The sequence below is a fragment of the Humibacillus xanthopallidus genome, from assembly GCF_006716675.1.
GTDB lineage: Bacteria > Actinomycetota > Actinomycetes > Actinomycetales > Dermatophilaceae > Humibacillus > Humibacillus xanthopallidus_B.
The window spans coordinates 263807-288235 of the sequence record NZ_VFPM01000001.1 but is presented as its reverse complement, the minus strand read 5'-3'; the positions used below and the strand labels follow the sequence as shown (position 1 = coordinate 288235).

Sequence of the window (24429 nt, the reverse complement as noted above, 5' to 3'; positions counted from 1 at the left end):
GCGTGGCTGCGACCGCGCGACCGCGCTCCTGCGCCCGGCGCACCACTCCAGCACGTCCTCTCAAGGAGGAGCCCGTTGTCCCAGAGGACCGTCATCACCTTCGGCACGTTCGACGTCTTCCACGTCGGGCACGTCCGGGTGCTCCAGCGCGCCGCCGAGCTCGGCGACCGCCTCGTCGTCGGGGTCTCGTCCGACGCGCTCAACTTCGCCAAGAAGGGCCGCTCCCCGGTCTTCAACGAGGACGAGCGGCTCGAGATCATCAGCAGCCTGCGCGTCGTCGACGGCGTCTTCCTCGAGGAGTCGCTCGAGAAGAAGCGCGACTACATCATCGAGCAGCAGGCCGACGTCCTCGTCATGGGTGACGACTGGGCCGGCAAGTTCGACTGGGTCAAGGACGTCTGCGACGTCGTCTACCTGCCGCGCACCCCCTCCGTGTCGACGACCGGGCTCATCGAGCACATCGCCGGCATGTCCTGACGGGTCTCGGCCCGAGTCCGCGGCTGCCCCACCGGCAGCTTTTCGCCGCCCGGGCTACCAAGAGTGCGCTCAACCGCCCATACCCGGCCATTTCCATCGCCCGGGCTACCGGATGTGCGGTTTCGTCGCACGTGCCGGCGGTTTCGTCGCCCGGGCTACCGGAAGTGCGGTTTTGGACGCACATTCCCGGCACTTACGTCGCCCGGGCTACGGAAGGTGCGGTCGAGGGCGAATCCCCGGGGACTGCGCACGGTGCGACGCGCGCGGGCGGGTGCGTCGATTGGGGCCCTGCACGCGCCTGCCACTACCATCGATGGGTGCATCAGCCCTCCGACCACGACCGCGGCGCCCCCGTCGTCGTCAGCGACCCGAGGCCGCACGACGACCTGCCGCCCGGCGTCGGCGGTGAGGACGGACTGCTCTTTCGCATCATCAAGGACCGGCGCGTCGCCTTCCTCTTCGTCGGTGGGCTCAACACCGCCATCGGCACGATGTGGTTCCTGCTCTTCGACTTCTGGCTCGGCACGAAGTGGAACGGCTACGGCCACTACCCTGCACTGGTCCTGACCTACATTGTCTCGATCCTCTGTGCGTTCGTGCTCTACCGCAAGATCGTCTTCAAGGTCCACGGCAACGTGCTGCGCGACCTCGCACGGTTCAGCACCGTCTACATCTCGGCCTTCGCCATCAACCTCGTGCTCCTCTGGGTGATGGTCCACCTCTTCCACTGGCACCCGTTCCTCTCCCAGTGCCTCATCACCTTCGTGACGACGGTGCTCAGCTGGGTCGGTCACAACCGCTACTCCTTCCGCCGGCCCGCCGTCGAGGACGACCCCGTCGCCACGGCGCCGGGCGCGCAAACCATCACCGTCCGACCCCAGGAGAAGTGATCTGTGCCGCCGACCGTTTCCGTCGTCGTGCCCGCCTACAACAACGCCGACTTCATCGAAGCGACCCTCGACTCGATCCTGACTCAGACGTTCTCGGACTTTGAGCTGCTCGTCGCCGACCACTCGAGCACCGACGACACGTGGGAGCGCATCCAGTGCTACGCCGAGGACCCTCGGGTGCGGCTCATGCAGACGCCCGCAGGCGGAGGGGCGCCGGCCAACTGGTCCCGTGTCACCCGTGAGGCGACCGGCGACTACATCAAGCTCGTCTGCGGCGATGACCTGATAAACCCGCGCTGCCTCGAGCAGCAGGTCGCGGCCATGGCGGCGCACCCCCAGGTTGTCCTGTCCTCCTGCCGACGCACGCTCATCGACGCGCGCAGCAACACCATCACCGAGGCCCGCGGTCTCGCCGGACTCACCGGGCTGCAGCCAGGGCGCACCGCGGCCCGGCGCGCGGTGATCGTCGGATCCAACATCTTCGGCGAGCCTGCTTGCGTCCTCATGCGCCGCGACGCCCTCGAGCGGGTAGGGGGCTGGGCCGACTCGGAGCCCTACGTTATCGATCAGCAGACTTACTGCAACGTCCTCATGTTCGGCGACTTCTATGCGCTGCCCCAGTCGCTAGCAAGCTTCCGTCTCAGCTCCTCGCAGTGGAGCGTCAACCTCGCCCGGCAGCAGTCCGACCAGGTCGTGCGCTTCCACCATCGCCTCGCGGCCGAGAATCCCGGGCTGCTCTCGCGAGCCGACCTGGTGCGCGGGGACAACCTCGCGCGAGCCATGGCCTACGTCCGGCGTCTCGCCTACATCTGGCTCGGTCGCAAGATGACGCCGCCCGACTCAGCTGTCGAGCAGGCCACGGTCTGACACCGGCGGGCGCGACCATCATGATCCCCTACGCTCGTACCGTGTCCGACCCGCAGGCCGATCAGCAGCCCGAACGCACGCACCGCATCTCGGTGGTGACACCGGTCTACAAGGGGGAGCACACCCTCCCGGGCCTCGCGCAGGAGATGACGGCCCTGATGGGCGAGCAGGTCACTCCCGACGGGCACCGCTGGGTGCTGACCGAGTGGCTGCTTGTGCACGACAACGGACCGGACGCCTCGGCCGATACCATGGCCGCGCTCGCCCGGGAGCACGACTTCGTTCGTCCGATCTGGCTGAGCCGCAACTACGGCCAGCACCCCGCGACGCTCGCGGGCATGGCCTCGAGCAGCGGCGACTGGATCGTCACCCTCGACGAGGACGGACAGCACAACCCCGCTGACATCGGCCGCTTCCTCGATGTCGCGCTCAACGAGAACGCGCAGCTCGTCTACGCGGCGCCGACCAACGAGCCACCGCACGGGGCGCTACGCAACCTCGCGTCCAAGGGTGCCAAGTGGGTGTTCGCGAGCTTTCTCGCAGGCGGCGCCGTCCAGACCTTCCAGAGCTACCGCCTCGTCCTCGGAGAGCTCGGCCGCAGTGTGGCCGCGTATGCCGGCGCCGGCGTCTACCTCGACGTGGCCCTCGGGTGGGTCGTCGACCGCATCTCGCACGTCGACGTGGAGCTGCGGGAGGAGGGCGGTCGTCCCTCGGGGTACAGCCTGCGCCGGCTGCTCTCGCACTTCTGGCGGCTCGTGCTCTCGAGCGGCACGCGCGGCCTGCGCGTCGTCAGCGGCCTCGGAGTCGTCTTCGGCCTGGCGGGCATCCTCTTCGCGATCTACCTCGTCATCTCGGTGAGCCTTGGCCGGCGCACCCCCGAGGGGTGGACCTCCAACATGGTTGTGGTGCTGCTCAGCACCGGCGCCATCCTCTTCTCGCTCGGGGTCATCGCCGAGTACATCGGGGTTGCCGTCGGCATGGCGATGGGTAAGCCGCCCTACCTCATCATCAGCGACCCCGGCAACGGGCCGCTCGGCCGGCGTCCCGGGTCCCGAAGCATCCCTCGATGACCGCGGGCCAGCCCCCGCTCACCTGGGTGGTGGGGGCCGGAGGTCTGCTCGGGCAGCACGTCGTGGCTGTCCTGCGAGGCCGAGCCCAGGTCCTCGACGCGCCGCGTGTGCCGTGGACCGAGCCGGACCAGGCTGCTCGGGTGCTCGCCGACACGGCTCGTGCGCTCCTCGCGGCCGCGGGTGACGGACCGTGGCAGGTGGTCTGGTGTGCGGGTGCGGGTGTCACGGGCTCCTCGGCCGAGTCTTTCGAGGCCGAGCACAGCCTGCTCGTCGCCGCGCTCGAGGGCCTGCACGCAGTTCCGGCGCAGGCGGCTCGCGGCGTCTTCTTCCTCGCGTCCTCCGCCGGCGGGGTCTATGCCGGAGCAGGTGCAGCTCCCTACGACGAGAGCTCGCCGACCAAGCCGCTGGCTGCCTACGGGTGGGCCAAGCTGAGGGCGGAGCAGACGGTGACCGACTGGGCCCGAGGCGGCACCCCGGTCGTCATCGGGCGCATCGCCAACCTCTACGGGCCCGGCCAGAACCTCGACAAGCCGCAAGGTCTCGTGTCGCAGCTCTGCGCCGCCTACCTCGAGCGCCGACCGGCGTCGATCTGGGTCTCCCTCGACACCTTGCGCGACTACCTCTATGCGCCCGACTGTGCCCAGATGGTGCTCGACTGCCTCGACCGAGCCCGCTCGGAGCGCGCCCCCCAGCACCTCACGTCTACGGCGGATTCTCAGGAGCCGCTCGTCGTAGTGAAGATCCTCGCCACCCAGCGAGCGATCACCGTCGGCGCAGTGATCGCCGACCTGCGGAGGATCTTCCGTCGGCGTCCGACGATCGTCCTGGGCGCCTCACCCGTGTCCGCCCTCCAGTCGCGTGATCTCAGCCTTCGCTCGCGGGTATGGCCCGAGCTCGACCAGAGGACGCTGACAACCTTTCCGGCTGGCGTGTCAGCGACACTTCAGGATCTTCGGGAGCGTCTGCAGTCGCGCGGGAGCTGAAGCATCGGCCCTGATTTACCGACTCTCCCTTCACATGTCAGTGCTGGGCGAGCTGAGATCGGCAGTGTCGAGCCCGCTCTCAGGTGGACTGCGAGTCGGGCCCGAGGTCCGCATCGCTTCTGGGAGGGCCGTCCTTCCGGATGGCGTCGTCGATCGCAAGGGAGCGGACGAGCCGCCGGAGGTGTTGGTCCGTGTCTCGCAGCCGGAAGTAGAGTCCCAAGCTCGTCAGGACGAAGACAACGATCAGTAGGTAGAGCAGGAGGTCCGTGCCTCTGGTCACCCCGAGGAGATTCGCAATCGCTTGGGGGATGTCCGGATCGATGATCGACACGATCGCGATAGCCGCCAGAGCCAGAACGAGGACGCGAGATCCTGCCCGCAGCTCGACACGCTGCCTGTTGCGAAAGACAATCACCAGGATGAGGACCGCGGCCAAGACCAGAGGAATCTTGATGTATTGCATCAGCGACCTCGCAGCAACTTGTTGATCAGGACGTCCACGCCAATGTTGACCGAGTTGATGGACCTCTGGCCCTTGGCTCGCGAATAGTCGGTGTAGAGCACGTGAACCGGGTACTCCTCGTACGATGTCTGGTGTTCCGACATCCGGGTGAGGAACTCACTGGCCCAGCTCATGTCATGCGCCTTGAGGTCTAGGACGCGTGCGAAGGAACGACGAAACACGCGCAGGCCCTGGTGCGCATCAGTCAGGGCGATGCCTGTGGTCATGCGCTCGAAGACGACTGCGGCCCGGAGCAGCGCCCGTCGCGACATCGACATGCCGTCCACCGTTCCGAGGAAGCGCGAGCCGATCAAGACGTCCACATCGGACTTGCGCAAGTGGTCGACCATGGCCATAACGTCCTCCACGCGGTGCTGGCCGTCCGCATCGAAGGTCACAAAGATCTGGGCCTCGGGATCGCGAAGAGCAAACTCGATGCCCGTCTGGTAGGCCGCCCCCGCCCCCATGTTGACGGGATGCTGTACGAGCCGCGCGCCGGCAGCGGCTATCTCGCTGGCGGAGTTGTCGCGCGAGCCGTCGTCGACGGCAACCACATGCGGGAAGTGCTCCCGCACCCTCTCGAGAACCCCTCGTACGACAGGTCCCTCGTTGTAGCAGGGTACGATCACCCAGACGTCGTCATTGCGGCGCGTGGGGCCTGACTCCATGTAGCTGTGTTCCTTCGCGTACGTTGTCGAGCCCGCCGGAGCGAGAGTTAGGCTTGCTGCAACGATCTCCGAGGATTGTCGCGGCCTACGGGCGCTGATGGGCTAGCCGATGGCGGCCTGCTCCGTTCCGATGAATCACTGTACCCGACAAGGATGAGAGCCCGTGAACACGCTCAGACGCAGTGTCATCGTCCTTGGTTTCGGCCCGGAGCCCCTCCTCGAGGACGCTCTGAATGCCATCGATGCCGACTGCGCCTCGGATGACGAGATCATCCTGGTCGACAATGGCATCCAGTCGCGTGCGGTACGCCAGGACGCGTGGCCTGTGCGGGTCCGAGTCGTCGGCGACGGCGAGAACAGTGGTTTCGCGGGCGGCTGCCACCGGGGATCTGACGCAGCTGAAGGGGAGATCCTGGTGTTCGTCAACTCAGATGCGATCCTGAGGCGTGGGACTCTCGACGCGCTGACACGCGGCACGCTCGAGCCGGGGGTCGCGATCGCGTGCGGCTGTCTCTTGCTCGCAGACCAGCCCGACCTCGTCAACTCTGTCGGCAACCCCCTGCACTTCAGCGGTATCTCGTGGGCTGGCGCCTGCGGCGAACCGGCGGTCGACCATGAGATCGAGCAGGACGTCACCGTGGCCACGGGGGGTCTTCTGGCGATGAATCGCGACATGTGGAACGCGTTGGGCGGGTTCGACGAGATGTACTTCGCCTACAACGAGGACACCGATCTGTCACTGCGGGCCTGGCTTCGTGGCTGGCGCGTGCTGTACGTCCCAGATGCCGTGGCGGAGCATCACTATGAGTTCGGGCGCTCGCCTCTCAAGATGTACCTGGTGGAGCGGAACCGTCTCGTCACAGTGCTCACCGACTACCCGGACCGGCTCCTTCGTGTGGTGCTGCCCGCGATGTTCGGCATGGAGGCGCTGCTTCTGGTGCAGGCACTCCTCCAAGGCTGGTCGGCCCAGAAGCTCCGTTCCTGGTGGTGGATCGCGCGCCATGTCGGAGTGCTGCGCGATCGGCGGGCACGAGTACAGGCGCACGTGACCGCATCTGACGCGGACATTGCCCGACTCCTCGTCTCCCGAGTCGAGCCACCCATGATGTCGCTCCCGCCGGGCATGGGCGTGGTCAACGGCGGTCTGGAGGCCTACTGGAGGCGAGCCCGTAGGTCGCTGGTGGCCCGTGCTCGATGATCACATCCCTAAGCGCCCTCGCTCGGCTTCGAGGAGCCGGCTCGCGTCTTTAAGTGCTCTGCGCAACGGGACGATGACGGTCGCCATGGGCCTGGGCTTCTTCGGGCTGTCCACCTACGTGTTCACAGCGGTCGTGTTGCGGGCGCTCGGGCCGGAGCGGTTCGCAGACTTCAATCTCTTCTGGGGGCTCGCATACGGAGTGGGTCTCGGGGCCATGTTGCCCTTCGAGCAGGAGGTGAGTCGCCGCACTGCTACTGCTGTTCACACCGACGGGAGGGTCGGGCGGACCCTCACCGCGGGCGTCACCGTCGCACTGGCGTTCTCCGTCGTCCTCGCAGCCCTTGTCCTGCCGTTCGTGCTCCACGCGTCGGGCGGCGCGAACAGCCTGCTGTGGCTGGTCACGACGTCCTCGTTCGTGGCCCTTGGCATCGCCTACGTGTCCCGCGGACTGCTTTCCGGTCGCAGCTCGTTCGGCCGCTACAGCGCACAGTTCGTGGCCGAGGGAGCGGTTCGACTCGCGCTGGTGGGTCTCTGCGTGGCGATCGGGGTCGCCAATCCCTGGGGCTATGCGGCTGTGGTGCCGGTGGCGCTGCTGGTGGCAGTCGCAGTGACCTGGCGACGTGACGAGAGGCTCATGAGTACGTCACCCTCCCTGGTCCGCGACGTGGCCCTGTCGATGGCACCGTTGGTCGTCGCCTCACTGATCTCGCTGACCCTCGTCAACTTGGGGCCGGTGGCCATCAGATACGTCCAGGATGTGCCCGACCCCACCCATGACGGCAGCTATCTGGCAGCAGCGTTCATCGCCCGGCTGCCCATCTTCGCTTTCGCAGCCGTCCAGGCAGTCCTCATGCCGCGGCTCGCGCGTGCAGTCGTTCGCAACGACGCCGCCGACTTCCGCGCCACGGTGCTACGAGTTCTGGTGCCCACGCTGGCGCTGGGACTGATCGGCGTCGTGGGCGTCGCCGTCGCGGGCCCGTGGCTCTTGGCTCTCCTCGCGGGGCCGCAGTACGACCTCCCGCGCCTCGACATGGTCCTGCTGACGGCGGCATACGCCTGCTATCTGCTCACTCTCGTCCTCCAGCCCTCAGCGGTCGCGCTCGGCAAACACCGAGCCAGTGCTGTGGTCTGGGTCGTGGGAGCCCTGACCTTCGCGGTGGCATGGCTACTACCCACAGACGCCTCGACCGCGGTGAGCATCGCCATCGCGACGGTCAGCCTCACCGTGTCCGCCGGACTGGGATGGGTCGTCCGGCGCGGCCTGTCGTCCGGCGGTTTCGCTCAGCGCACCGCGTACAGGACGTAGCCGTCGTTGCGTGACGCGTAGACGCGTTCCCAGTTGTCAGGAACCGTGGGGTTGCGTTCCCGCCATCGCTCGAGCGCATCCGTGCAGAAGCCGCACGGACTGTCCTTGCTGGCGACGAGCAGGGCGTAGTCCCCGCTCTGGGGCTGCCGCTGACCAGTGATGGACCGCACGGTCGCCTGCCACAGCTTCTCGCCGCCGAAGGCCGGCCGCTGATAGATGGGCAGGATGCGGGCGCTCTGCCAGTCGGTGAAGACGGAGACGTCCTTCGAGGGGCTGATTCTCGCCAGCTCAGCGGAGATTCCCGCCATCGGCGTACCCCCGTTGGGCGCGACCAGCGGCGACGACGACACAGCCGGCACGAGGGCCATCAGCGGCACCGCCACCAGTAGGGCGGCCGCGAGGGCGTGTGCCAGCTGCGGCCGAGGGGGGTCGGCCCGGCGCATGGCACCCCTCACCAGCACGTGCAGGGCGCCGGCCACTGCGAGGGCGATCCAGGGTACGAACTGGATCCAGTAGCGCTGAACGTCGAGACGTCCTGCGGGGTGGCTGGGCACGAAGAAACCACTCACCCCTACGAACAGCACGTACGAGGCAAGGAAGCTTCCCGCAGCGAGACGGACCGCGGTGTTGCGCACGAGCAGGGCCAGGAGAGCGAGGCCTCCGAGGACGAGGAACCACACACCTCCCGGGACGTCGCGCTCGAGCGTCAACCGCGGAATCAACGTCAGGTAGTCCATGCGCGGCAGGCCCACGAACTGGTCGACCACCGCGAGGTCACCGGGGTTGGTGGTGGCACTGAGGTCCTGCCGGGTGAACGTGTGCAGCTTGAGCAGTGGGTCGCCGTAGGCAACAGCGCTCACGGTGACGTCGACCGCAGCCCAGAAGAGGACGGGGAGAGCCGTGAGCACGGCGTTGCGCCACACGCGCCCATGGACCCAGAGAACGATGATGAGCGCCGGCCACGCGAAGAGGGCGGTCTCACGGGCCTCGAAGCTCCACCCGAGCAGGAAGCCGGCCGCCAGCGGCAGCAGGTCGCTCCCGCGCCCACCCGTGAGCTGCCGGCCGCGTGCTGCGACGGCGAGCACGAGTGCGGCCATGACGAGAGAGATCGACGGGATGTCCGGGTAGAACCGTGAGAGGTTGGTGAAGACGATCCAGTTCGTGACCAGCAGGACCACGGCGGTGACTCCCGCGATGCGGCCCCACCACCTCCGGCCGAGAAGATACAGACTGCCTGCCAGCACGCCTGAAGCGAGGACTGCGGGGAGGTAGAACGTCATCGCAGCCTGGCCGAAGAGCAGTGCCACGGGAACCAGCGGAATGATCATGCCGTAGCGCGTGTAGCCCAAGGGCACCCAGGTGTCCTGCGGGAACTCGATGGCGGCCATGCCGTAGTGCCACGGGTCGCTGGACACGATCTCGGTCCGGAAGACCGTCGCGATGACCATCGTGGCGAAGGCGACCACCGCGGCGACGGCAAAGTCGCTCCGCGTCCAGGGGCGACCCGCCAGACCGTCGGGCCTGGTCACCGACGGGGGGGCTGCTGCTTCGTGGGTGTTCGAGATCGTCGCCGGGGTCTGGCTCGCCATCAATTACGCATTTCGCTCTGGGGCGGAGTCATCCACCGGGCTGGTCACGTGTGTGTTTGTCGTGGCTGTCGAGTGATCCGACGGTGGTGCAGCAAGGCCCAACCGTCGACGGGGCAGTGCCCGACAAGTCGCAATTCTAACCGAGGCGACAGGTTTGCCGCTCCGCCAGCGACCCCACACCGCGCTGCGGGCCACTCGCCAGGGGGCGACGGGCCCGCAGCGCCGCGCGGCGCACCGGGCGCCGCGCGGCTTCAGATCATCTGAGGGCCGACCCCGTGTCGGAGTGGTGCTTCTCGAATGCCTGCCGGTCGACGGTGTTCGTCGGAGCCGCCTTCGACGCCGTCGCGAGAGGGGTCCAGACCCCACAGTCCGACGAGAGGAAACCGAAGGCCCCGGTGACATCCACGATGGGGGATGTCGTTCCGAAGTCGTTGGCGAGGACGGAGCCGAACTCGTGGTCGAACGAGGTCGACGTCTCCCAGTAGCAGCCGGACCCGCCGGGGGCGGTGTAGACGCCCGGCGGCATGTCCTTCGAGATGCGGTACTCGCCATCATCGACAGTCAGGTATCGAGCGGCGTCGGAGGATCGGGCCTCCGTCCATGTCCCGCAGTCTTGTGAGGCGAAGACTGCGTCGCTGCTCTTGACCTCGACGTACAGGGGCGCGGTCGGGCCAACGACGAAGTTGTTTGCGACGATGGCACCCGGGTCACCCGAAAAGTCCGATGCTCGCTCCCAGTAGCACCCCGCGCCACTGGCGGCGCTGCCACGGTAGAGGCCCGGGACGAATCCGTTGCCGACCGCGTACGTGCGGTCGCCCCCATAGGCGCGAGGCGGCCCGACCGGGCGACGCACAGCGATGGTGTCGACTCCGTCGCCGTTCCAGTCCCCGACGTAGGACGTGTCACCGGCCGCTCCGTAGCGGTTGATGACATCGGTTCGGCCACCCACGATGGCGTTCGCCAAGTGGTACTCGTTGCCTCTTCGGACCCCGAGGGAGTCGCGGTTGTCCCGGTTCCAGTCTCCGACGATGACGATGTCGCCCGCCGAACCGAACTTGGCGACCACTTCGGCTGACCCGCCTTCGCGGTTCGTCAGGTAGAACTCGTTGACGCGGCGGACCCCGAACGTGTCGCGCTTGTCGGCGTTCCAGTCGCCGACCACGAGCTCATCCATCGCCGATCCGTAGCGGAACACGTGGGTGGCGGTACCGCCCCGTGTCCCGTCCGTGAGTAAGTACTCGTTCCCGCGCCGGACACCCAGGGTGTCCCGTCCGTCGCCGTTCCAGTCCCCGACGATCACCTCGTCGCTCCCGGACCCGTACCGGAACGAGTACGACGTCGCACCGCCCGTCGGGGAGTTCGTCACGTAGTAGACATTGTCGCGCCGGATCATCAGCGTGTCGCGACCGTCACCGTCCCAGTCCCCGACGAGGATCCTGTCGGTCGCCGTGCCGAACTGCGCGTAGGCCGACGGACCACTGTTGATCGCGCCTTGCAGGTAGTACCAGTTGCCGGTCGTATCTGCGCTCGCTGCGGTTGCGGTGCCCCCGAGCACCATCGCCGAGGCAGCGACCGCGGCGCTTAGACGTCGTCGTCTTGACATTGTTGCCTTCTCTCCCTGATTGCCAGCGACCCGCTGACGCCGTGATGCTAGCGGCTCGCGCGGCATATGCACCGAGTGGGCGATTCGGCACCATTCCGTGAGGTGGCGTCTGGCCTGCCGCCGTTTCGCCGTCCCCTAGGTTGTGAGGAGTCAGCACACGCTGAGCCGGCCCGCAGGAGAGGAACGCCATGAGGACCCGACTTGCCAGGCTCGTGCTGCGGTTGAGCGGCTGGACCGCGGTCGGCGAGGTGCCCAGAACCGGGGTGCTCGTCGGTGCGCCCCACACGTCCAACTGGGACTTCGTCATGATGCTGCTCATCATGTGGAGCGGTGGGGTCACGCCGCGGGTCCTCATCAAGAAGGAGCTCTTCCGCGGGCCGCTCGGCTGGCTCCTCACCCGCCTCGGCGGGCTCCCCGTCGACCGCGCCAACCCGGGCAGTGTCGTCCGGGAGCTGATGCGTGAGGCCCGCAGCGGCGAGCCGTTCCTGCTCATCCTCGCCGCCGAGGGCACGCGGAAGAAGGGGGAGTACTGGAAGTCCGGCTTCTGGCGCATCGGCCGCTCGGCCAAGCTGCCGATCGTGCTGGCCTTCATCGACGGGCCGAGCCGCACTGCCGGTTTTGGCCCGACCCTGATGGCGACGGCCGACGTCGTCGCCGACATGGACAAGGTCCGCGAGTTCTACCGCGACAAGCGGGGCATCCACCCCGAGCGCCGCACCGAGCCGCGGCTGCGCGAGGAGCTGGCGGCTGGCGGCAGCTGACCGAGCTCGCGGCCATACTCACGCTGCCGCGCTGATCCTGTGGTCCCGCTGACCCCGCGCGACACGATTGCGTCGCGCGGGGTCCTCACGGGTCGTCAGCCGTGCGTGGGCGCGGGCTGGAGGTCGACGGTGAAGTCGGGTTCGGTGCGGTGGCGGACCTCGTCCTCGGTGACGCCGGGGGCGAGCTCTCGCAGGACGAGGCCGGTCGGGGTGACGTCGAGGACGGCGAGGTCGGTGATGATGCGTTGGACGACGCCGCGGCCGGTGTAGGGCAGGGTGCAGTCCTTGACGATCTTGTAGGAGCCGTCCTTGGCGTTGTGCTCCATGAGGACGATGACCTTCTTCGCGCCGTGGACGAGGTCCATGGCGCCGCCCATGCCCTTGACTATCTTGCCGGGGATCATCCAGTTGGCGATGTCGCCGCCTTCGCTGACCTGCATGGCGCCGAGGATGGCGGCGTCGACCTTGCCGCCGCGGATCATGCCGAAGGAGGTGGCGGAGTCGAAGAAGGCGGCGCCCTTGCGCAGGGTGACGGTCTCCTTGCCGGCGTTGATGAGGTCGGGGTCCTCGTCGCCGTCGAGGGGGTAGGCGCCGACGCCGAGGATGCCGTTCTCGGACTGCAGGACGATCTCGACGTCGTCGGGCACGTAGTTGGGCACGAGGGTGGGCAGGCCGATGCCGAGGTTGACGTAGGCGCCGTCGGAGAGCTCGGCGGCCGCGCGGGCGGCCATCTGCTCGCGGGTCAGTGCCATCTCAGGCCTCCTGCTCTCTCGTGCGAGTCGTGCCGGTCGTGCCGGTCGTGCTGGTGGGGCGGGGGCGGACGGTGCGGCGTTCGATGCGCTTGTCGGTGGCCTGCTCCGGGGTGAGGGGCAGGACGCGCTGGACGAAGATGCCCGGCAGGTGGATCTGGTCGGGGTCGAGCTCGCCCGGCTCGACGAGCTCCTCGACCTCGGCGACGGTGACCCGGCCGGCCATCGCGCAGAGCGGGTTGAAGTTGCGGGCAGACTCGTGGAAGACGAGGTTGCCGTGGCGGTCGCCGCGGGCCGCCCGCACGAGGCCGAAGTCGGTGGTGATGGCCTGCTCGAGCACGAACGTCTTCGTCTCGCCCATCCAGTCGAAGTCCTGGGTCTGCTTGGGTGGCGAGGCGATCGCGACGGTGCCGTCGGCGGCATACCGCCAGGGGAGCCCGCCCTCGGCGATCTGGGTGCCGACGCCGGTCATCGTGAAGAAGGCGGCGATGCCCGAGCCGCCGGCGCGAAGCCGTTCGGCGAGGGTGCCCTGCGGGGTGAGCTCGACCTCGAGCTCGCCAGAGAGGTACTGCCGCTCGAACTCCTTGTTCTCGCCGACGTAGGAGGAGACCATGCGACGGATCCGCTTGTCGCGCAGCAGGATCCCGAGGCCCCAGTCGTCGACGCCGCAGTTGTTCGACACCGCCTCGAGGTTGCTGGTGCCCGCGTTGTGGATGGCGGAGATGAGCACGGATGGGATGCCGCAGAGGCCGAACCCGCCGACCGACAGCGACATGCCGTCGGTGATGCCGGCGATGGCCTCCTGGGGGGAGGAGACGACTTTGTCCATGCTCCGGACTCTATCCGCGCCGCGGGTCGTGCCGGACGTGGGGTGAGCCCACACGGCGCGTGCCGGACATGTCGCCCACCCACGTGACCAGCCGGCGCCACCCGGCAGGGGCGCCGGGGCCCCGGCGCCCCTGTGATCCCCGTCTCGCCCAGCCGCCCCTGTGTGCGCCACCCATGCTCACCGGACATTGGCGGGTGACGGGTGGGGCGAAAGAACACTCATGTAATTCAAAGTGGCCCCTTGTGATGCGTGTGACGGGAGTGCATAAATGGTCAGGTTGTGCCGTCCCTGCGCTGAATCGAGACCCCCATGACCTCCCGCCGACGCCAGCTGGGCCTCGTCCTCACCCTCCCGGCCCTCGTCGCGCCGGCCGTGGTCATGCCGGCCGCCCCCGCGGGTGCAGCCGTCAAGGCGCCGCCGACCAAGAGCCTCCCCGCCGCGCTCGACGTCTACGTCCCCTACCAGGGACAGACGATCTGCGACCCGCGACCGCGCCCCGGCGTGGTCGCCTTCGCGACGCTCATGACGACCCACTACGCCATGGGCTCGCTCGCGCTCATCGGCCGCACCTGCGGCAGCGGCCCGTCCGAGCACTACGACGGCCGGGCGTGGGACTGGATGCTCAACGTCAACAACCCGTCGCAGGAGGCCGTCGCGCAGTCCGTGCTCGCCTGGCTGACGGCCCCCGACAAGAACGGCGTGCAGGGCGCCATGGCCCGACGGTTCGGGATCATGTACATCATCCACAACCGCAAGATGTGGCGCTCCTACGCTCCGGAGCGGGGCTGGGCCCCCTACTACGGCAGCTCACCCCACACCGACCACATCCACTTCAGCTTCAACTACAACGGCGCCGCCGGTCGCACGTCGTGGTGGACGGGGGTGGCGCAGAAGACCGTCCTCACGACCCTCCCGCCGGCCGGGACGACGCTGCCGTCGAGCCCGACGACGCCGCCCGCCCCGACTCCCTCGACGCCCGTGCCTGCCCCGGCGGGGGTGCTCTCCTTCGGGATGACGAGCGCCGCCGTGAAGACGCTGCAGACCCGGCTCGGCGGCCTGCCGGTCACGGGCTACTTCGGCAGCCTCACCAGGGCGCGGGTCATCGAGTACCAGAAGTTCGTCGGGCTGCCCCAGACCGGGGTGGCCGACCTCAAGACGCAGGAGATCCTCGCGCGCCGCGGCTGGCGAACCGTCGCTGCCGCCTACCCGACGTTGAGGCCCGGCATGACGTCGGCCGCGGTCAAGACCCTGCAGACCAAGCTCGGTGGCGTCTCGACGACCGGTTACTACGGCACGCTGACCAAGGCCCGGGTCACGGCCTACCAGAAGTACGTCGGCCTGCCGACGACCGGCGTCGCCGACCCCGTGACGCAGGACCGCCTGTGGGTCCGCGGGTGGACCCGACCCGCAGCGCCGGCACCGACGACCTACCCGACGTTGCGCTTCGGCATGACGTCGGCGGCCGTCAAGACCCTCCAGGCCAAGCTCGGCAGCCTGCCGACGACGGGCTACTACGGCACGTTGACGCAGGCGCGGGTCACGGCCTACCAGCGCTTCGTCGGCCTGCCGGCGACGGGGGTCGCCGACTCCCGGACCCAGCAGGTGCTCTACTCCCGTGGCTGGTCGACCGCCAGCCCGGCGTCCTTCGCCACCTCGGCACCCACCCAGAAGGAGCAGGCGATGACCACCTTCGCGACCGCACGCGCCGACTCCAGCCCCGGGGTCGCCCGGGTCGAGGTCGACACGGCCTACACCCGCTTCAAGGACCTCACGCTCGCGGTCGGCTCGCGAGGCGCCGCCGTCCGGGTGCTCCAGCGCGGCCTCGGCGGCCTCGCCGTCGACGGCGTGTTCGGCTCGGTCACGCGCGACAAGGTCGCGGCGCTCCAGCGCTCCGTCGCGCTGCCGGCCACCGGCGTCGTGACGCCGGACGTGTGGGAGGTGCTCGAGGCACGGGACTTCCCGTTCGCGACGAGCCGGTCCACGGTCCTGCGCGAGGGCGACTCGGGTCCGCAGGTCGTCGCTGTGCAGCGGCTCCTCGGCATCCGCGTGACCGGCGTCTTCGACAGCGTGACCCGCGACGCCGTCAAGAAGGCCCAGGCCCGGGCGGGGCTGGCGAGCACCGGCGTCGTCGCATCACGCACGTGGTCGTTGTTCGACCGGCTCTCTGCCTAGCGAGAACCGTCTCTCAGCGACAGGGAGGAGGGGACTCGCAGCGCGCCGGACGGCATACGCCCTGCCTAGTCACGAGCGTCGACGGTCACGGCCTCGGAGGCGAGCCGCTCGGCGTCGCGGGCGCTCTCGCCGCGCATGATGACGACCGAGCCGTCGGCCGCCCACGCCGACAGGCAGCCCCGCAGCACCCGTTCCACCGGGCCGCGCAGCGCGACCCGGGGGGCCTCGCCCCAGCCCGTCTCCGGCATGACGAGCCTGCCGTATGCCGTGTCGCCGGCTTCCGTGGCCAGCGCGACGTCGGCTCGCTCGGGATCGGCCATCGGCGAGAACGTGTCACCGTGGGTCGACAGCTCACGGGCCTCGTCGACGGCTCCGGGAGCCTCGGCGGCCCGGGGGTTGGACCGCGCGAGGGCGGCGAGGGTGACGAGCACGGTGTCACGGCCGTGAGCGGCAGCCCGCTCGGGTGAGTCGGTGACGAGCACGTCTGCGCCCGTGGCGGATTCGCCGAGCACGACGGTCGCACCGACCGACCAGGCCGCGAGCGCCCAGTAGACCGACCGCCAGTGGGCGGGCAGGTCGAGGCCCACGGTGGTGCCCGGCTCGGCAGCCGCGTCGTCCTGCAGGAGGTTGGCCGCCTTGGACACCCAGTTGGCGAGCACCCGACCCGAGAGCTCGATGCGCTCACCGGCGGTGGCGTCGGGCTCGTCGTCGTACCAGGTCAGCCGGGGCCGGGCGGAGTCGGCGGCGAGCAGCCGGGCGAGGAGGGCTGCGGGCAGGGGCTGGGTGCTCGGTCGGTCGGCCACCGTCGTCAGCTCCCCGACGGCTCGGTCGGGACGGTGCCTGCGGGCGGCTCGGTGAGCGGCTCGTCGTTCTTCAGCGCTGCGAAGAGCGCCTTGGCCCGCTCGGTGTCCCACTTCACCGCGAGGCCGGCGTTCGTGCGGTAGGCGAGGTCGCTCGTCGGCACCGACAGCGACAGGCCCTGGTCGTTGCTCACGGCCCGCATCGCCTGGAGCACCCTGACGGCGTCGATGAGGCCGGTCTCGGTGCCGACGGCGAGACCAGCGGCCGAGGCGTCGGCGAACGCCTTGTAGCGCCAGGGGAGGAGCACCGTCGCGGGCGTGGCCGCCTGCTTCATGAGCGCGCCGAGGAACTGCCGCTGGCGGGCGGCGCGTCCGATGTCGCCGAGCGGGTCCTCGTAGCGGGAACGGACGAAGCCGAGCGCGTCGGCGCCGCCGAGGGTCTGGCACCCCTTCTTGAGGTCGATGCCGGCCTTGGGGTCCTTCATGTTGCGGGGCACGCAGATGTAGACCCCGCCGACGCTGTCGACGACCGACGCGAAGCCGCCCAGGCCGATCTCGACGTAGCCGTCGATGTGGATGCCGGTGACGTTCTCGACCGTCGCCGTGAGCAGCTTGGGGCCGCCGATCGAGTAGGCGGCGTTGATCTTGTTGGAGTTGTGGCCGGGGATCGGCACGTAGGAGTCACGGGGCAGCGAGACCATGACCGGCTTGCCGCCGCTCTCGGACACGTGGACGAGCATGATCGTGTCGGTGCGGGTGCCGGCGGCGTTGCCCGTGGCGTACTTCTTGCGCTGCTCCTTGGTGAGGCCGGCACGGCTGTCGGAGCCGACGAGCAGGTAGTTGTGCCCCGAGGTGTCGACCGGGCGCTCGCCGTCGGGGATGTTGTCGACGCGGGCGACGGAGTTCCAAGCGCTCACCGGCACCCAGATGAGGAAAGCGAGCCAGGCGACGAGCAGCAGGCCGACGACGAGCGCGACGACCCGTCCCTTGCGCACCCGGTGGCCCGGCTCGGATGCCGGGCCGGTCGGAGACCCCGACGGTCGGGCCACGGCGGCACCTGACGGGCTCCTGCGTCGTCGACGGGTGTCGACGACGTAGGCGTCGTCGGGCTGGCCCTGTGGGCGGCGGGCGTCAGTCGGCATCAGAAACCTCGTGCTGGGTGGGTCGCGCACTGCGGGGCCACGCCTCGCTAGGAGCTGCGGCGTCGCCGTGGCTCCCCGAGTCGGTGCGGGTCCCCGGCGCAGCGGGGGACCCAGTGTCGGCTCTCGACCTGTGGACCGCCGGCGGTTCGCTCTCGTCGAGCGCGATCCGTCGGGCGAGCCGCGTGTAGCGCGTCTCCATGGCGCGGAAGCGCTTGTAGGTCGTCACGACGAAGCCGAAGAACGCGATGGCGAGGCCGTAGAGGATGAGGTCGGCGCCTCGACCCACGCCGAGGGCCCGGGCGAGGCCGGTCCACGTCTTGCTCGGGTCGATGATCGAGTAGACGACAAGCGCGAGCAGCAGGAGCAGGCCGAGCCGGCGCAGCGCCTGGGTGCGTTGCCCCGATCCGGCGAGCAGCCGCCACGCGACGGCGAGGACGCCCGCGATGAGCAGGACCTGGATGATGCTCTGCCGGCTCATCGCCAGATCAGCTCCGCGAGGATGTTGACGGCGTTCCAGAGCGACTGGCCCTTGGCCTTGGAGTAGTCGGTGTAGAGGATGTGCACGGGCTCCTCCGCGTAGGCGACCTTGGCGCCGTCGAAACGCATCGCGCCGATCTGCGCCACGATCTCGGAGGCGTGTGCCATCCGGTTCTGGGTGATGTCGAGCCGCTCGACGACGTCACGGTGCAGCACCCGAAGGCCGTTGTGGGCGTCGGTGAGGCGTGTCCCGGTCGTGAGGTTCGTGTAGGCGACGGCGGCGCGAAGGACGAGCCGCTTCATGGTCGATGCCTCGGTGCGCTCGTCGAGGAAGCGGGAGCCGAAGACGACCTGCACGTCACCGTGTCGGATGCGTTCGACCATGACCTCGACGTCGCGGACCTGGTGCTGGCCGTCGGCGTCGTAGGTGACGACGTAGCGCATCGCGGGGTCGCTCAGGGCGTAGTCGAAGCCGGTCTGCAAGGCCGCGCCCTGCCCGAGGTTGACGGGATGACGGACGACCGCGGCGCCCGCGCGCTCGGCCGCCTCGGCCGAACCGTCCCGTGAGCCGTCGTCGACGCAGACCACGTGGGGGAAGGTGGCACGGGCCTGCTGGACGACCTCGGCGATGACGGTGGCCTCGTTGTAGAGCGGCACCACCAGCCACACGTCGTCGTTCTGCATGCGGACAAGCGTAGGGCCGTCCGCGGTCGGGCCCGACCAGCACTCCCGGGGACACCGGCACGGTGCGACGGTGCAGCCGCGGCTCAGCCACACCGCAGCCGCGGCTCAGCCACACCGCAGCCGCGGCTCGGCCACACCGCAGCCGCGGCTCGGCCACGGCTCGGCCACGGTGCAGGTGGCTCGCGCGCCCCCACGAGCCAACTAGAGTCGGAGCACCATGACGGAGGCGAGGATCGAGCACACGGGTCAGCCCGTGCCCGACGGAGCGGGAGCGGCGGCGCTGCGCATCGCCGTCGTCGGGCCGACGCACCCGCACACCGGTGGGATCGCCGCACACACGACGATGCTCGCCCACCACCTGCACGATGCGGGCCACGACGTCGTCCTCGTCTCCTGGGCCCACCTGCACCCGTCCCGCCTCCACCGCGACGACGTCACGGTGCCCCGCGGGGGCGTCGACGTGCCCGAGGTGCCGCCGTTCCCGCGCACGATCCGGGCACTCAGCTGGGCGCGGCCGGACACGTGGGTGCGGGTGGGACGCCGCCTGCGCGACCTCGACGCCGTCGTCGTCGTGCACGCCATCGCGCCGGCCGTCCCGGCCCACCTCGCCCTCCTGCGCGCGGCGGGCGCCCTGCCCAGTGCCCAGGGCTCTGACGCCGTCCCGACGCCGCGCCCGCAGTCGATCGTCGTCTGCCACAACGTCCTCCCGATCGAGCTGCGCCCCGGCGACGCCCGCCTCATGGGCCTGCTCCTCTCGCGGGTCGACTCGGTGCTCGTGCACAGCGCCGACCAGGCGCGGCTGGCCCACGACCTCGGCGCCCGGCGGGTGTCCGTCGCCGACCTGCCACCGCACGTGCCGGGGGGTCGTCCCATCTCGCGCGGCCCGCGCCCGGGACCGACCCGGCTGCTCGCCCTCGGCCTCATCCGCGAGCACAAAGGCATTGACGTGCTGCTGCGCGCCATGCGCTCCGTGCCCGAGGTGACCCTCACGATCGCCGGCGAGATGAGCGGGCCCGTCCGGCGCGTGATCGGCGACCTCGCCTCCGACCCTCTGCTCGCCGGGCGGGTCGAGATCCGCGAGGGCTACGTCCCCGCAGACGCCCTCGCCTCGCTGCTCGCCGACCACGACGTCCTCGCGCTGCCCTACCGCTCGGCGACGGCCTCGCAGAACGTCGTGCTCGGTCACACCCACGGCCTGCCGGTGCTCGCCTCCGACGTCGTGCCCTTCTCGCAGCAGGTGGTCGACGGCGTCAACGGGCTGCTCGTGCCTCCTGACGACGAGCGCGCCCTCGCCGGCGCGCTGCGTCGGTTGGGCGACCCCGAGGTGCGGCGCCGCCTCGCCGACGGGGTCCAGACGCCCGACCTCTCAGGCCCCTGGGCGCACTACCTCGGCACGATCGAGGCCCTGTCGCTCGACGAGTCGCTCCTCGGCCTCGGCGCCGAGCCGCATGACACCGAGGCCGACGCCACGTCCGACAGCGACAGCGACGACAGCTTCGACAGTCTCGACGATCCCGAGCAGGGGTATGCCGCACGCTCGGGTTCGCTTGCGGCGCAACGTTCCTCGGAGTCCGGGGCCGTGGGCGGTGCTGGCACCCGGGTGGGTGACCTCGCTGCGCGGGCCGGCGTCGCCGTGGGTCGCTCGTGGACGGCGTTCACCGGCGCCGCCCGCCACCGCGTCCGGCAGTCGCTCGCATCGCACCGCGACGTGCTCGACCTGCGCCCCGAGGACGTGCCGGACTGGGTGCTCGCGACCGACGTGCTCGGTGACCCTGCCGAGGCCGACGACGCGAAGCACCTCGCCCGCATCCTCGGCCTGCCGCGATCGCTCGACGGGGTCTCGTCGTGGGCCGCGCTGGGGGCTCTCGCAGCGATCCTCCGGGTGCGCGACGACGGGCGGCGCAGCGCCGTCATCGTCGACGAGACGGGCTCGCGGTCGCTCCTGTCGCGATGGGCGCGGGCCGTCGGCTTCGCGCCCGTCGAGATCGAGTTCACCGGGGCCCACCCGAGCGTCGCCGCCCTCGACGTCGACACCGGCTCGCTCGACGTCATCGTGCGCATCCACCCGCGGGGCTGCGATGCCAGCGACATCACCCAGGTGCTCGAGCAGGCCTCGTGGGCGCTGCGCTCCGGCGGCCTGCTCATCGTCACCGTCCCCATCGGTCCCCCCTCGGCGGAGGGCGCCGTCGGTCCGGCCGACGTGCGCGGCATCCTCGCTCGGGCCCATGACCTCGGCTTCGTCCTCGTCGGCGACCTCGACGGCGACGTCACCGCGCGCATGCGCGACGCCGCCGCCCGGGCGCGAGCCGACGACGCGGCATACGGTCTCGTCCGACTGACCCTGAGGCGGCGCTGATGACCCGCACGCGTGTGTTGACCGTCGTCAGGGTGGCGTTCTCCGTCACCGTGCTGGCCGCCGTCGTGTGGGCGGTCGCGAAGAACTGGACCGAGGTGTCGGTGCACCTCAAGCAGATCTCCTGGCCGGTCTTCGCCCTCTCGTCGCTCGCCGCCGCGGTGGGCACGTGGCTGACGATGCTCGGGTGGCGGGTCATCCTGCGCGACCTCGGCTCCGAGCTGCACCTCGCGCCGTCCTCGGGCGTCTACTTCGTCGGTCAGCTGGGCAAGTACCTCCCCGGCTCGCTGTGGTCGGTCCTCGTGCAGGCCGACATCGCGAGCCACCTCAAGGTGCCTCGCCGCCGCACGGCCGTCACCGGGCTGCTCGCCCTCGGACTCTCTCTGCTGACCGGGCTGCTCGTCGGCCTGCCGGCGACGTCGTTCCTGCTGCGGCGCGACTCCGACGCCTTCTCGTGGTGGGTGCTGCTCGCCATCCCGCTCGTCGTCGTGCTCTGCTGGCCGCGGCTGCTCAACGCCATCATCGCGCTCATGCTGCGCACCCTGCGGCGCGAGCCGCTCGAGCACGACCTGTCAGGTCGCGCGGTGCTGGCGTCGGTCGGCATCTTCGTGCTCGTCTGGATCGCCTTCGGGGTGCACACGCTGCTGCTCGCGCAGGCCGTCGCCGGCGACGCCCCGCACCCCGACCTCACGCGAGCGGCGATGTGCGGCTACGCCCTGTCCGTCTCGCTCGGCATGCTGACGATCGTGCTCCCTGCCGGCCTCGGTGCCCGGGAGGGCCTGCTGACGATCATCCTGTCCGTCGCCATCCCGCCCCCGGCAGCCGCGGCCGTCGCCATCGTGTCGCGCTTCATCGTCACGATCATCGACGTGCTGGCCGCGCTCGGTGGCTGGCTCTACGCGCGCAGGCACCACCTCGTCACCGCGCACAGCGACGACAGCAACGACAGCAACGACGCGGACGGTCCCGGTGGTCCGGGCGTCAGACCGGCTCGAGCACAAAGACCGGGATGAGCCGGTCGGTCTTGCGCTGGTAGCCGGCATAGGGCGGGAAGGCCGCCACGCAGCGCTCCCACCACTCGTCGCGCTCCGCGCCATCGAGCTCGCGGGCACGCCGCCGGGTGACGACGGTGCCGTCCTGCAGGTCGAGCTCGGGGTGGCGACGCAGGTTCCAGTACCACTTCGGGTGCTCGGGAGAGCCGCCCATGCTGGCCACGGCGGCATACAGCCCGTCGTGCTCGACCCGCATGAGCGGCACCTTGCGGATGGCGCCCGTCTTCGCCCCGACCATCGTCAGCAGGACCACGGGCAGGCCCATGATGTCGACCGATTCGGTGGTGCCGGTGCGCTCGATCTCACTGACCTGGTCGCGGGAGCCCTTGCGGGGGCTCGGGACGTACTCGCCCGGGGTCGTCATGGCTCCCCGCCCGCCTCAGGCCGCGCCCGGCTCGGGTGCCGAGCTCCACGGGAACTTCTTGACGAAGTCCTCGACGACGGTCGTGTTGAGACCGCCGCACAGCTGCCGGTGGCCCATCTGCTGGCCGACCTTGCCGGTGCTCTGGTCGACGTCGGCGGCCCAGTGCGAGAGGGCGTACTTCTTGCCGGCCGGGAAGGCGCCGTAGGCCGGGTCCCACGGGCTGATGAGGAACTTGTTGGCCGACTCCTTCATCGCGTTGACCTTCGTCGCGAGCGCCTGGAAGGCCGCGGCCTGCTCGGTCTCCACCGAGCGGTCGTACCAGAGGATCGTGTAGCCGTGCTCGAGGTTGTGCACGAGGGTCTCGATCTTCGGGGCGTCGGCGACGGTGTAGACGCGGCGCGAGTCGACGGCCGGCGCGGCGAAGTGCTGCCCGCTCGACGGCGGCACGGTGGCGTACTTCACCGTCGTGAGGTTGGGCTGGTTCGTGCCCGGGCCGACGTGCTCGCTCGACCCGCTCGCGGGGTCGTTGGTGATGGGGTCGCACGCGGCGGCCGCCACGTCACCGCTGATCGCGCTGAGGGCCTCCTCCTTCTTGTTCTGCTCGCCGAGGACGGCCCAGGCGACAGCGGCGCCGATGATGGCCACGACGGCGACGCAGGCGCCGATCACGACGAGGAGCCGGCGTCGCTCGGCCTTCTTCTGGGCGGCCTGCATGGCGGCCACTCGCTCGCGTCTGTCTCGGCTCGTCTCGCGGGCCATCGTTCCTCGTTCCTCGTTCCAGGGGGCGTGTGAGCTGCACTGCCGGCTGCGGGCGGCGTCGTGCATCCAACGACCGGCCCTCGGCGATCGTGCCGAGTCTAGGCGAGGATGTCAGGGTGGCCGAACCCCCTGACCCCGTCGCGGCACCCTCCGCGACCGCGCTCCGCCGGGTCTGGCACAGCGACCGGGAGATCCACCTCCGGGCGCAGCTCGGAGTCTTCCGCCGCGGGGCCGGCGACCCGACGATGCGGTGGGGCGCCGACCGGTCGGTCGTCCGGGCCAGCCAGACTCCCGAGGGCATCGGCACGCTCCACCTCCTCTGCCGTCCGGACGGCTCCGAGGTCGAGGCGCTGGCGTGGGGCCCCGGGGCGGCTTGGCTGCTCGACCAGGTGCCGGCACTGCTCGGCGACGACGACGACCCGGCCGGCTTCGAGCCGGCGCACGACCTCGTGGCCGAGGCGTGGCGCCGGTTCTCCTTCTGGCGGGTGCCTCGGTCGGGTCTCGTCTTCGACGCGTTCGCGCCCGCGGTCATCGAGCAGAAGGTGACGGGGCAGGAGGCCTTCGCCGGCTACCGGATGCTCGTGCGCCGCTTCGGCGCCGCGGCACCGGGGCCCTTCCCCGATCTGATGGCCCCGCCGACCCCGGCCGGGTGGGCGGGGATCCCGTCGTGGGCGTGGTTGCAGGCGTCCGTCGACGGCGCCCGCTCGCGCACCGTGGTCCGCGCCGCGCGGTATGCCGGCCGGCTCGAGGAGGGAGCCCGCGTGTCGGTCGCGGAGGCCCACCGTCGTCTGCGCGCGTTGCCGGGAGTCGGCGTGTGGACCGCCGCCGAAGTGGCCCAGCGCGCCCTCGGCGACCCGGACTCCGTGTCGTTCGGCGACTACCACGTCGCGAAGGACATCGGCTGGGCCCTCACGGGCACGCCCGTCGACGACGACGGGCTCGCCGAGCTGCTCGAGCCGTATGCCGGTCACCGCTACCGCGTGCAGCACCTGCTCGGCCTCGCCGGCCACCACCGGCCGCGCCGCGGCCCGCGCATGGCACCCCGCACCCACCTGCCCACCCGCCGCCCCCGCTGAGAACCACAGCACGCCCCGATCGAGAGAGCACTCCGTCGGCTCGCGTGACGTCCGCTGG

The 24429-nt window shown here is 70.1% G+C and carries 24 protein-coding genes; 12 read left to right on the top strand and 12 right to left on the bottom strand.

Features of this window, described 5'->3' with window-relative positions; genetic code table 11:
• Positions 1-75 precede the first annotated feature (75 nt).
• The 5 genes from FBY41_RS01200 to FBY41_RS01180 all read left to right on the top strand — a co-directional run bounded on the left by FBY41_RS01200 (position 76) and on the right by FBY41_RS01180 (position 4287).
• Positions 76-477 (top strand): adenylyltransferase/cytidyltransferase family protein, encoded by a 402-nt coding sequence (locus FBY41_RS01200; protein ID WP_141841607.1) that lies wholly within the window; start codon positions 76-78, stop codon positions 475-477.
• A 317-nt stretch (positions 478-794) separates the two neighbouring features.
• Positions 795-1367, top strand: coding sequence for a GtrA family protein (locus tag FBY41_RS01195; RefSeq protein ID WP_141841606.1), 573 nt, complete (start codon positions 795-797; stop codon positions 1365-1367).
• 3 nt (positions 1368-1370) lie between these two features.
• Positions 1371-2234 (top strand): glycosyltransferase family 2 protein, encoded by an 864-nt coding sequence (locus FBY41_RS01190; protein ID WP_141841605.1) that lies wholly within the window; start codon positions 1371-1373, stop codon positions 2232-2234.
• Between the two features lie 41 nt (positions 2235-2275).
• Positions 2276-3304 (top strand): glycosyltransferase, encoded by a 1029-nt coding sequence (locus tag FBY41_RS01185; RefSeq protein ID WP_260439487.1) that lies wholly within the window; start codon positions 2276-2278, stop codon positions 3302-3304.
• Positions 3301-4287 (top strand): NAD-dependent epimerase/dehydratase family protein, encoded by a 987-nt coding sequence (locus FBY41_RS01180; RefSeq protein WP_141841604.1) that lies wholly within the window; start codon positions 3301-3303, stop codon positions 4285-4287. Before FBY41_RS01185 ends, FBY41_RS01180 begins: the two co-directional genes overlap by 4 nt.
• A gap of 79 nt (positions 4288-4366) precedes the next feature.
• Here the strand turns inward: FBY41_RS01180 and FBY41_RS01175 are convergent, their stop codons facing one another.
• Together FBY41_RS01175 and FBY41_RS01170 are read right to left on the bottom strand one after the other, a co-directional pair.
• Positions 4367-4750: a DUF2304 domain-containing protein gene (locus FBY41_RS01175; RefSeq protein ID WP_141841603.1), complete on the bottom strand. Its 384-nt coding sequence runs from the start codon at positions 4748-4750 to the stop codon at positions 4367-4369.
• A complete protein-coding gene (locus FBY41_RS01170) occupies positions 4750-5457 on the bottom strand; it encodes a glycosyltransferase family 2 protein (protein ID WP_141841602.1) in 708 nt (235 codons plus the stop codon). Before FBY41_RS01170 ends, FBY41_RS01175 begins: the two co-directional genes overlap by 1 nt.
• Positions 5458-5620: 163 nt before the next feature.
• On the opposite strand from FBY41_RS01170, the gene FBY41_RS01165 reads away from it, so the two are divergent.
• Together FBY41_RS01165 and FBY41_RS01160 are read left to right on the top strand one after the other, a co-directional pair.
• Positions 5621-6655, top strand: a complete 1035-nt coding sequence (locus tag FBY41_RS01165; protein ID WP_141841601.1) for a glycosyltransferase family 2 protein — start codon at positions 5621-5623, stop codon at positions 6653-6655.
• A gap of 73 nt (positions 6656-6728) precedes the next feature.
• Positions 6729-7961, top strand: coding sequence for a lipopolysaccharide biosynthesis protein (locus FBY41_RS01160; protein WP_141841600.1), 1233 nt, complete (start codon positions 6729-6731; stop codon positions 7959-7961).
• Here the strand turns inward: FBY41_RS01160 and FBY41_RS01155 are convergent.
• Positions 7937-9550 carry a glycosyltransferase family 39 protein gene (locus FBY41_RS01155; RefSeq protein ID WP_141841599.1) on the bottom strand — a complete coding sequence of 538 codons (1614 nt, stop codon included), beginning with the start codon at positions 9548-9550 and terminating at the stop codon, positions 7937-7939. The two genes, FBY41_RS01160 and FBY41_RS01155, sit on opposite strands and share 25 nt — an antisense overlap.
• A gap of 256 nt (positions 9551-9806) precedes the next feature.
• Positions 9807-11219, bottom strand: coding sequence for an FG-GAP repeat domain-containing protein (locus FBY41_RS01150; RefSeq protein ID WP_141841598.1), 1413 nt, complete (start codon positions 11217-11219; stop codon positions 9807-9809).
• 122 nt (positions 11220-11341) lie between these two features.
• On the opposite strand from FBY41_RS01150, the gene FBY41_RS01145 reads away from it, so the two are divergent.
• Positions 11342-11914: a 1-acyl-sn-glycerol-3-phosphate acyltransferase gene (locus FBY41_RS01145; protein ID WP_185748832.1), complete on the top strand. Its 573-nt coding sequence runs from the start codon at positions 11342-11344 to the stop codon at positions 11912-11914.
• A gap of 95 nt (positions 11915-12009) precedes the next feature.
• Here the strand turns inward: FBY41_RS01145 and FBY41_RS01140 are convergent, their stop codons facing one another.
• Positions 12010-12666: a CoA transferase subunit B gene (locus FBY41_RS01140; RefSeq protein ID WP_141841597.1), complete on the bottom strand. Its 657-nt coding sequence runs from the start codon at positions 12664-12666 to the stop codon at positions 12010-12012.
• Position 12667: 1 nt separating this feature from the next.
• A complete protein-coding gene (locus FBY41_RS01135) occupies positions 12668-13492 on the bottom strand; it encodes a CoA transferase subunit A (protein WP_141841596.1) in 825 nt (274 codons plus the stop codon).
• A gap of 309 nt (positions 13493-13801) precedes the next feature.
• Here FBY41_RS01135 and FBY41_RS01130 point away from each other — a divergent pair, with 309 nt between their 5' ends.
• Positions 13802-15664, top strand: a complete 1863-nt coding sequence (locus tag FBY41_RS01130; protein WP_141841595.1) for a peptidoglycan-binding domain-containing protein — start codon at positions 13802-13804, stop codon at positions 15662-15664.
• Positions 15665-15729: 65 nt separating this feature from the next.
• Here FBY41_RS01130 and FBY41_RS01125 read toward each other — a convergent pair whose 3' ends face one another.
• From FBY41_RS01125 to FBY41_RS01110, 4 genes are read right to left on the bottom strand one after another with little or no spacing between them, the layout of a single operon-like run.
• Positions 15730-16467 carry a TIGR03089 family protein gene (locus tag FBY41_RS01125; protein ID WP_141841594.1) on the bottom strand — a complete coding sequence of 246 codons (738 nt, stop codon included), beginning with the start codon at positions 16465-16467 and terminating at the stop codon, positions 15730-15732.
• Positions 16468-16472: 5 nt separating this feature from the next.
• Positions 16473-17606, bottom strand: coding sequence for an LCP family protein (locus tag FBY41_RS01120; protein ID WP_141841593.1), 1134 nt, complete (start codon positions 17604-17606; stop codon positions 16473-16475).
• The gene (locus FBY41_RS01115) at positions 17596-18084 is read right to left on the bottom strand and encodes a DUF2304 domain-containing protein (protein ID WP_141841592.1); all 489 of its coding nucleotides are present in this window, start codon (positions 18082-18084) and stop codon (positions 17596-17598) included. Before FBY41_RS01115 ends, FBY41_RS01120 begins: the two co-directional genes overlap by 11 nt.
• A complete protein-coding gene (locus FBY41_RS01110) occupies positions 18081-18767 on the bottom strand; it encodes a glycosyltransferase family 2 protein (protein WP_141841591.1) in 687 nt (228 codons plus the stop codon). The genes FBY41_RS01115 and FBY41_RS01110 overlap by 4 nt, the downstream gene beginning before the upstream one ends.
• Before the next feature lie 217 nt (positions 18768-18984).
• Here FBY41_RS01110 and FBY41_RS01105 point away from each other — a divergent pair, with 217 nt between their 5' ends.
• Together FBY41_RS01105 and FBY41_RS01100 are read left to right on the top strand one after the other, a co-directional pair.
• Positions 18985-21123, top strand: a complete 2139-nt coding sequence (locus tag FBY41_RS01105; protein ID WP_141841590.1) for a glycosyltransferase family 4 protein — start codon at positions 18985-18987, stop codon at positions 21121-21123.
• Positions 21123-22133 carry a lysylphosphatidylglycerol synthase domain-containing protein gene (locus FBY41_RS01100; protein WP_141841589.1) on the top strand — a complete coding sequence of 337 codons (1011 nt, stop codon included), beginning with the start codon at positions 21123-21125 and terminating at the stop codon, positions 22131-22133. The genes FBY41_RS01105 and FBY41_RS01100 overlap by 1 nt, the downstream gene beginning before the upstream one ends.
• Here FBY41_RS01100 and FBY41_RS01095 read toward each other — a convergent pair.
• Both FBY41_RS01095 and FBY41_RS01090 read right to left on the bottom strand, forming a co-directional pair.
• A complete protein-coding gene (locus FBY41_RS01095) occupies positions 22102-22536 on the bottom strand; it encodes a nitroreductase family deazaflavin-dependent oxidoreductase (RefSeq protein WP_141841588.1) in 435 nt (144 codons plus the stop codon). The genes FBY41_RS01100 and FBY41_RS01095 overlap by 32 nt on opposite strands.
• Before the next feature lie 15 nt (positions 22537-22551).
• Positions 22552-23295 carry a DUF3105 domain-containing protein gene (locus FBY41_RS01090; RefSeq protein ID WP_141841587.1) on the bottom strand — a complete coding sequence of 248 codons (744 nt, stop codon included), beginning with the start codon at positions 23293-23295 and terminating at the stop codon, positions 22552-22554.
• 116 nt (positions 23296-23411) lie between these two features.
• Here FBY41_RS01090 and FBY41_RS01085 point away from each other — a divergent pair, with 116 nt between their 5' ends.
• The gene (locus tag FBY41_RS01085; RefSeq protein ID WP_141841586.1) at positions 23412-24371 is read left to right on the top strand and encodes a DNA-3-methyladenine glycosylase family protein; all 960 of its coding nucleotides are present in this window, start codon (positions 23412-23414) and stop codon (positions 24369-24371) included.
• Positions 24372-24429 lie beyond the last annotated feature (58 nt).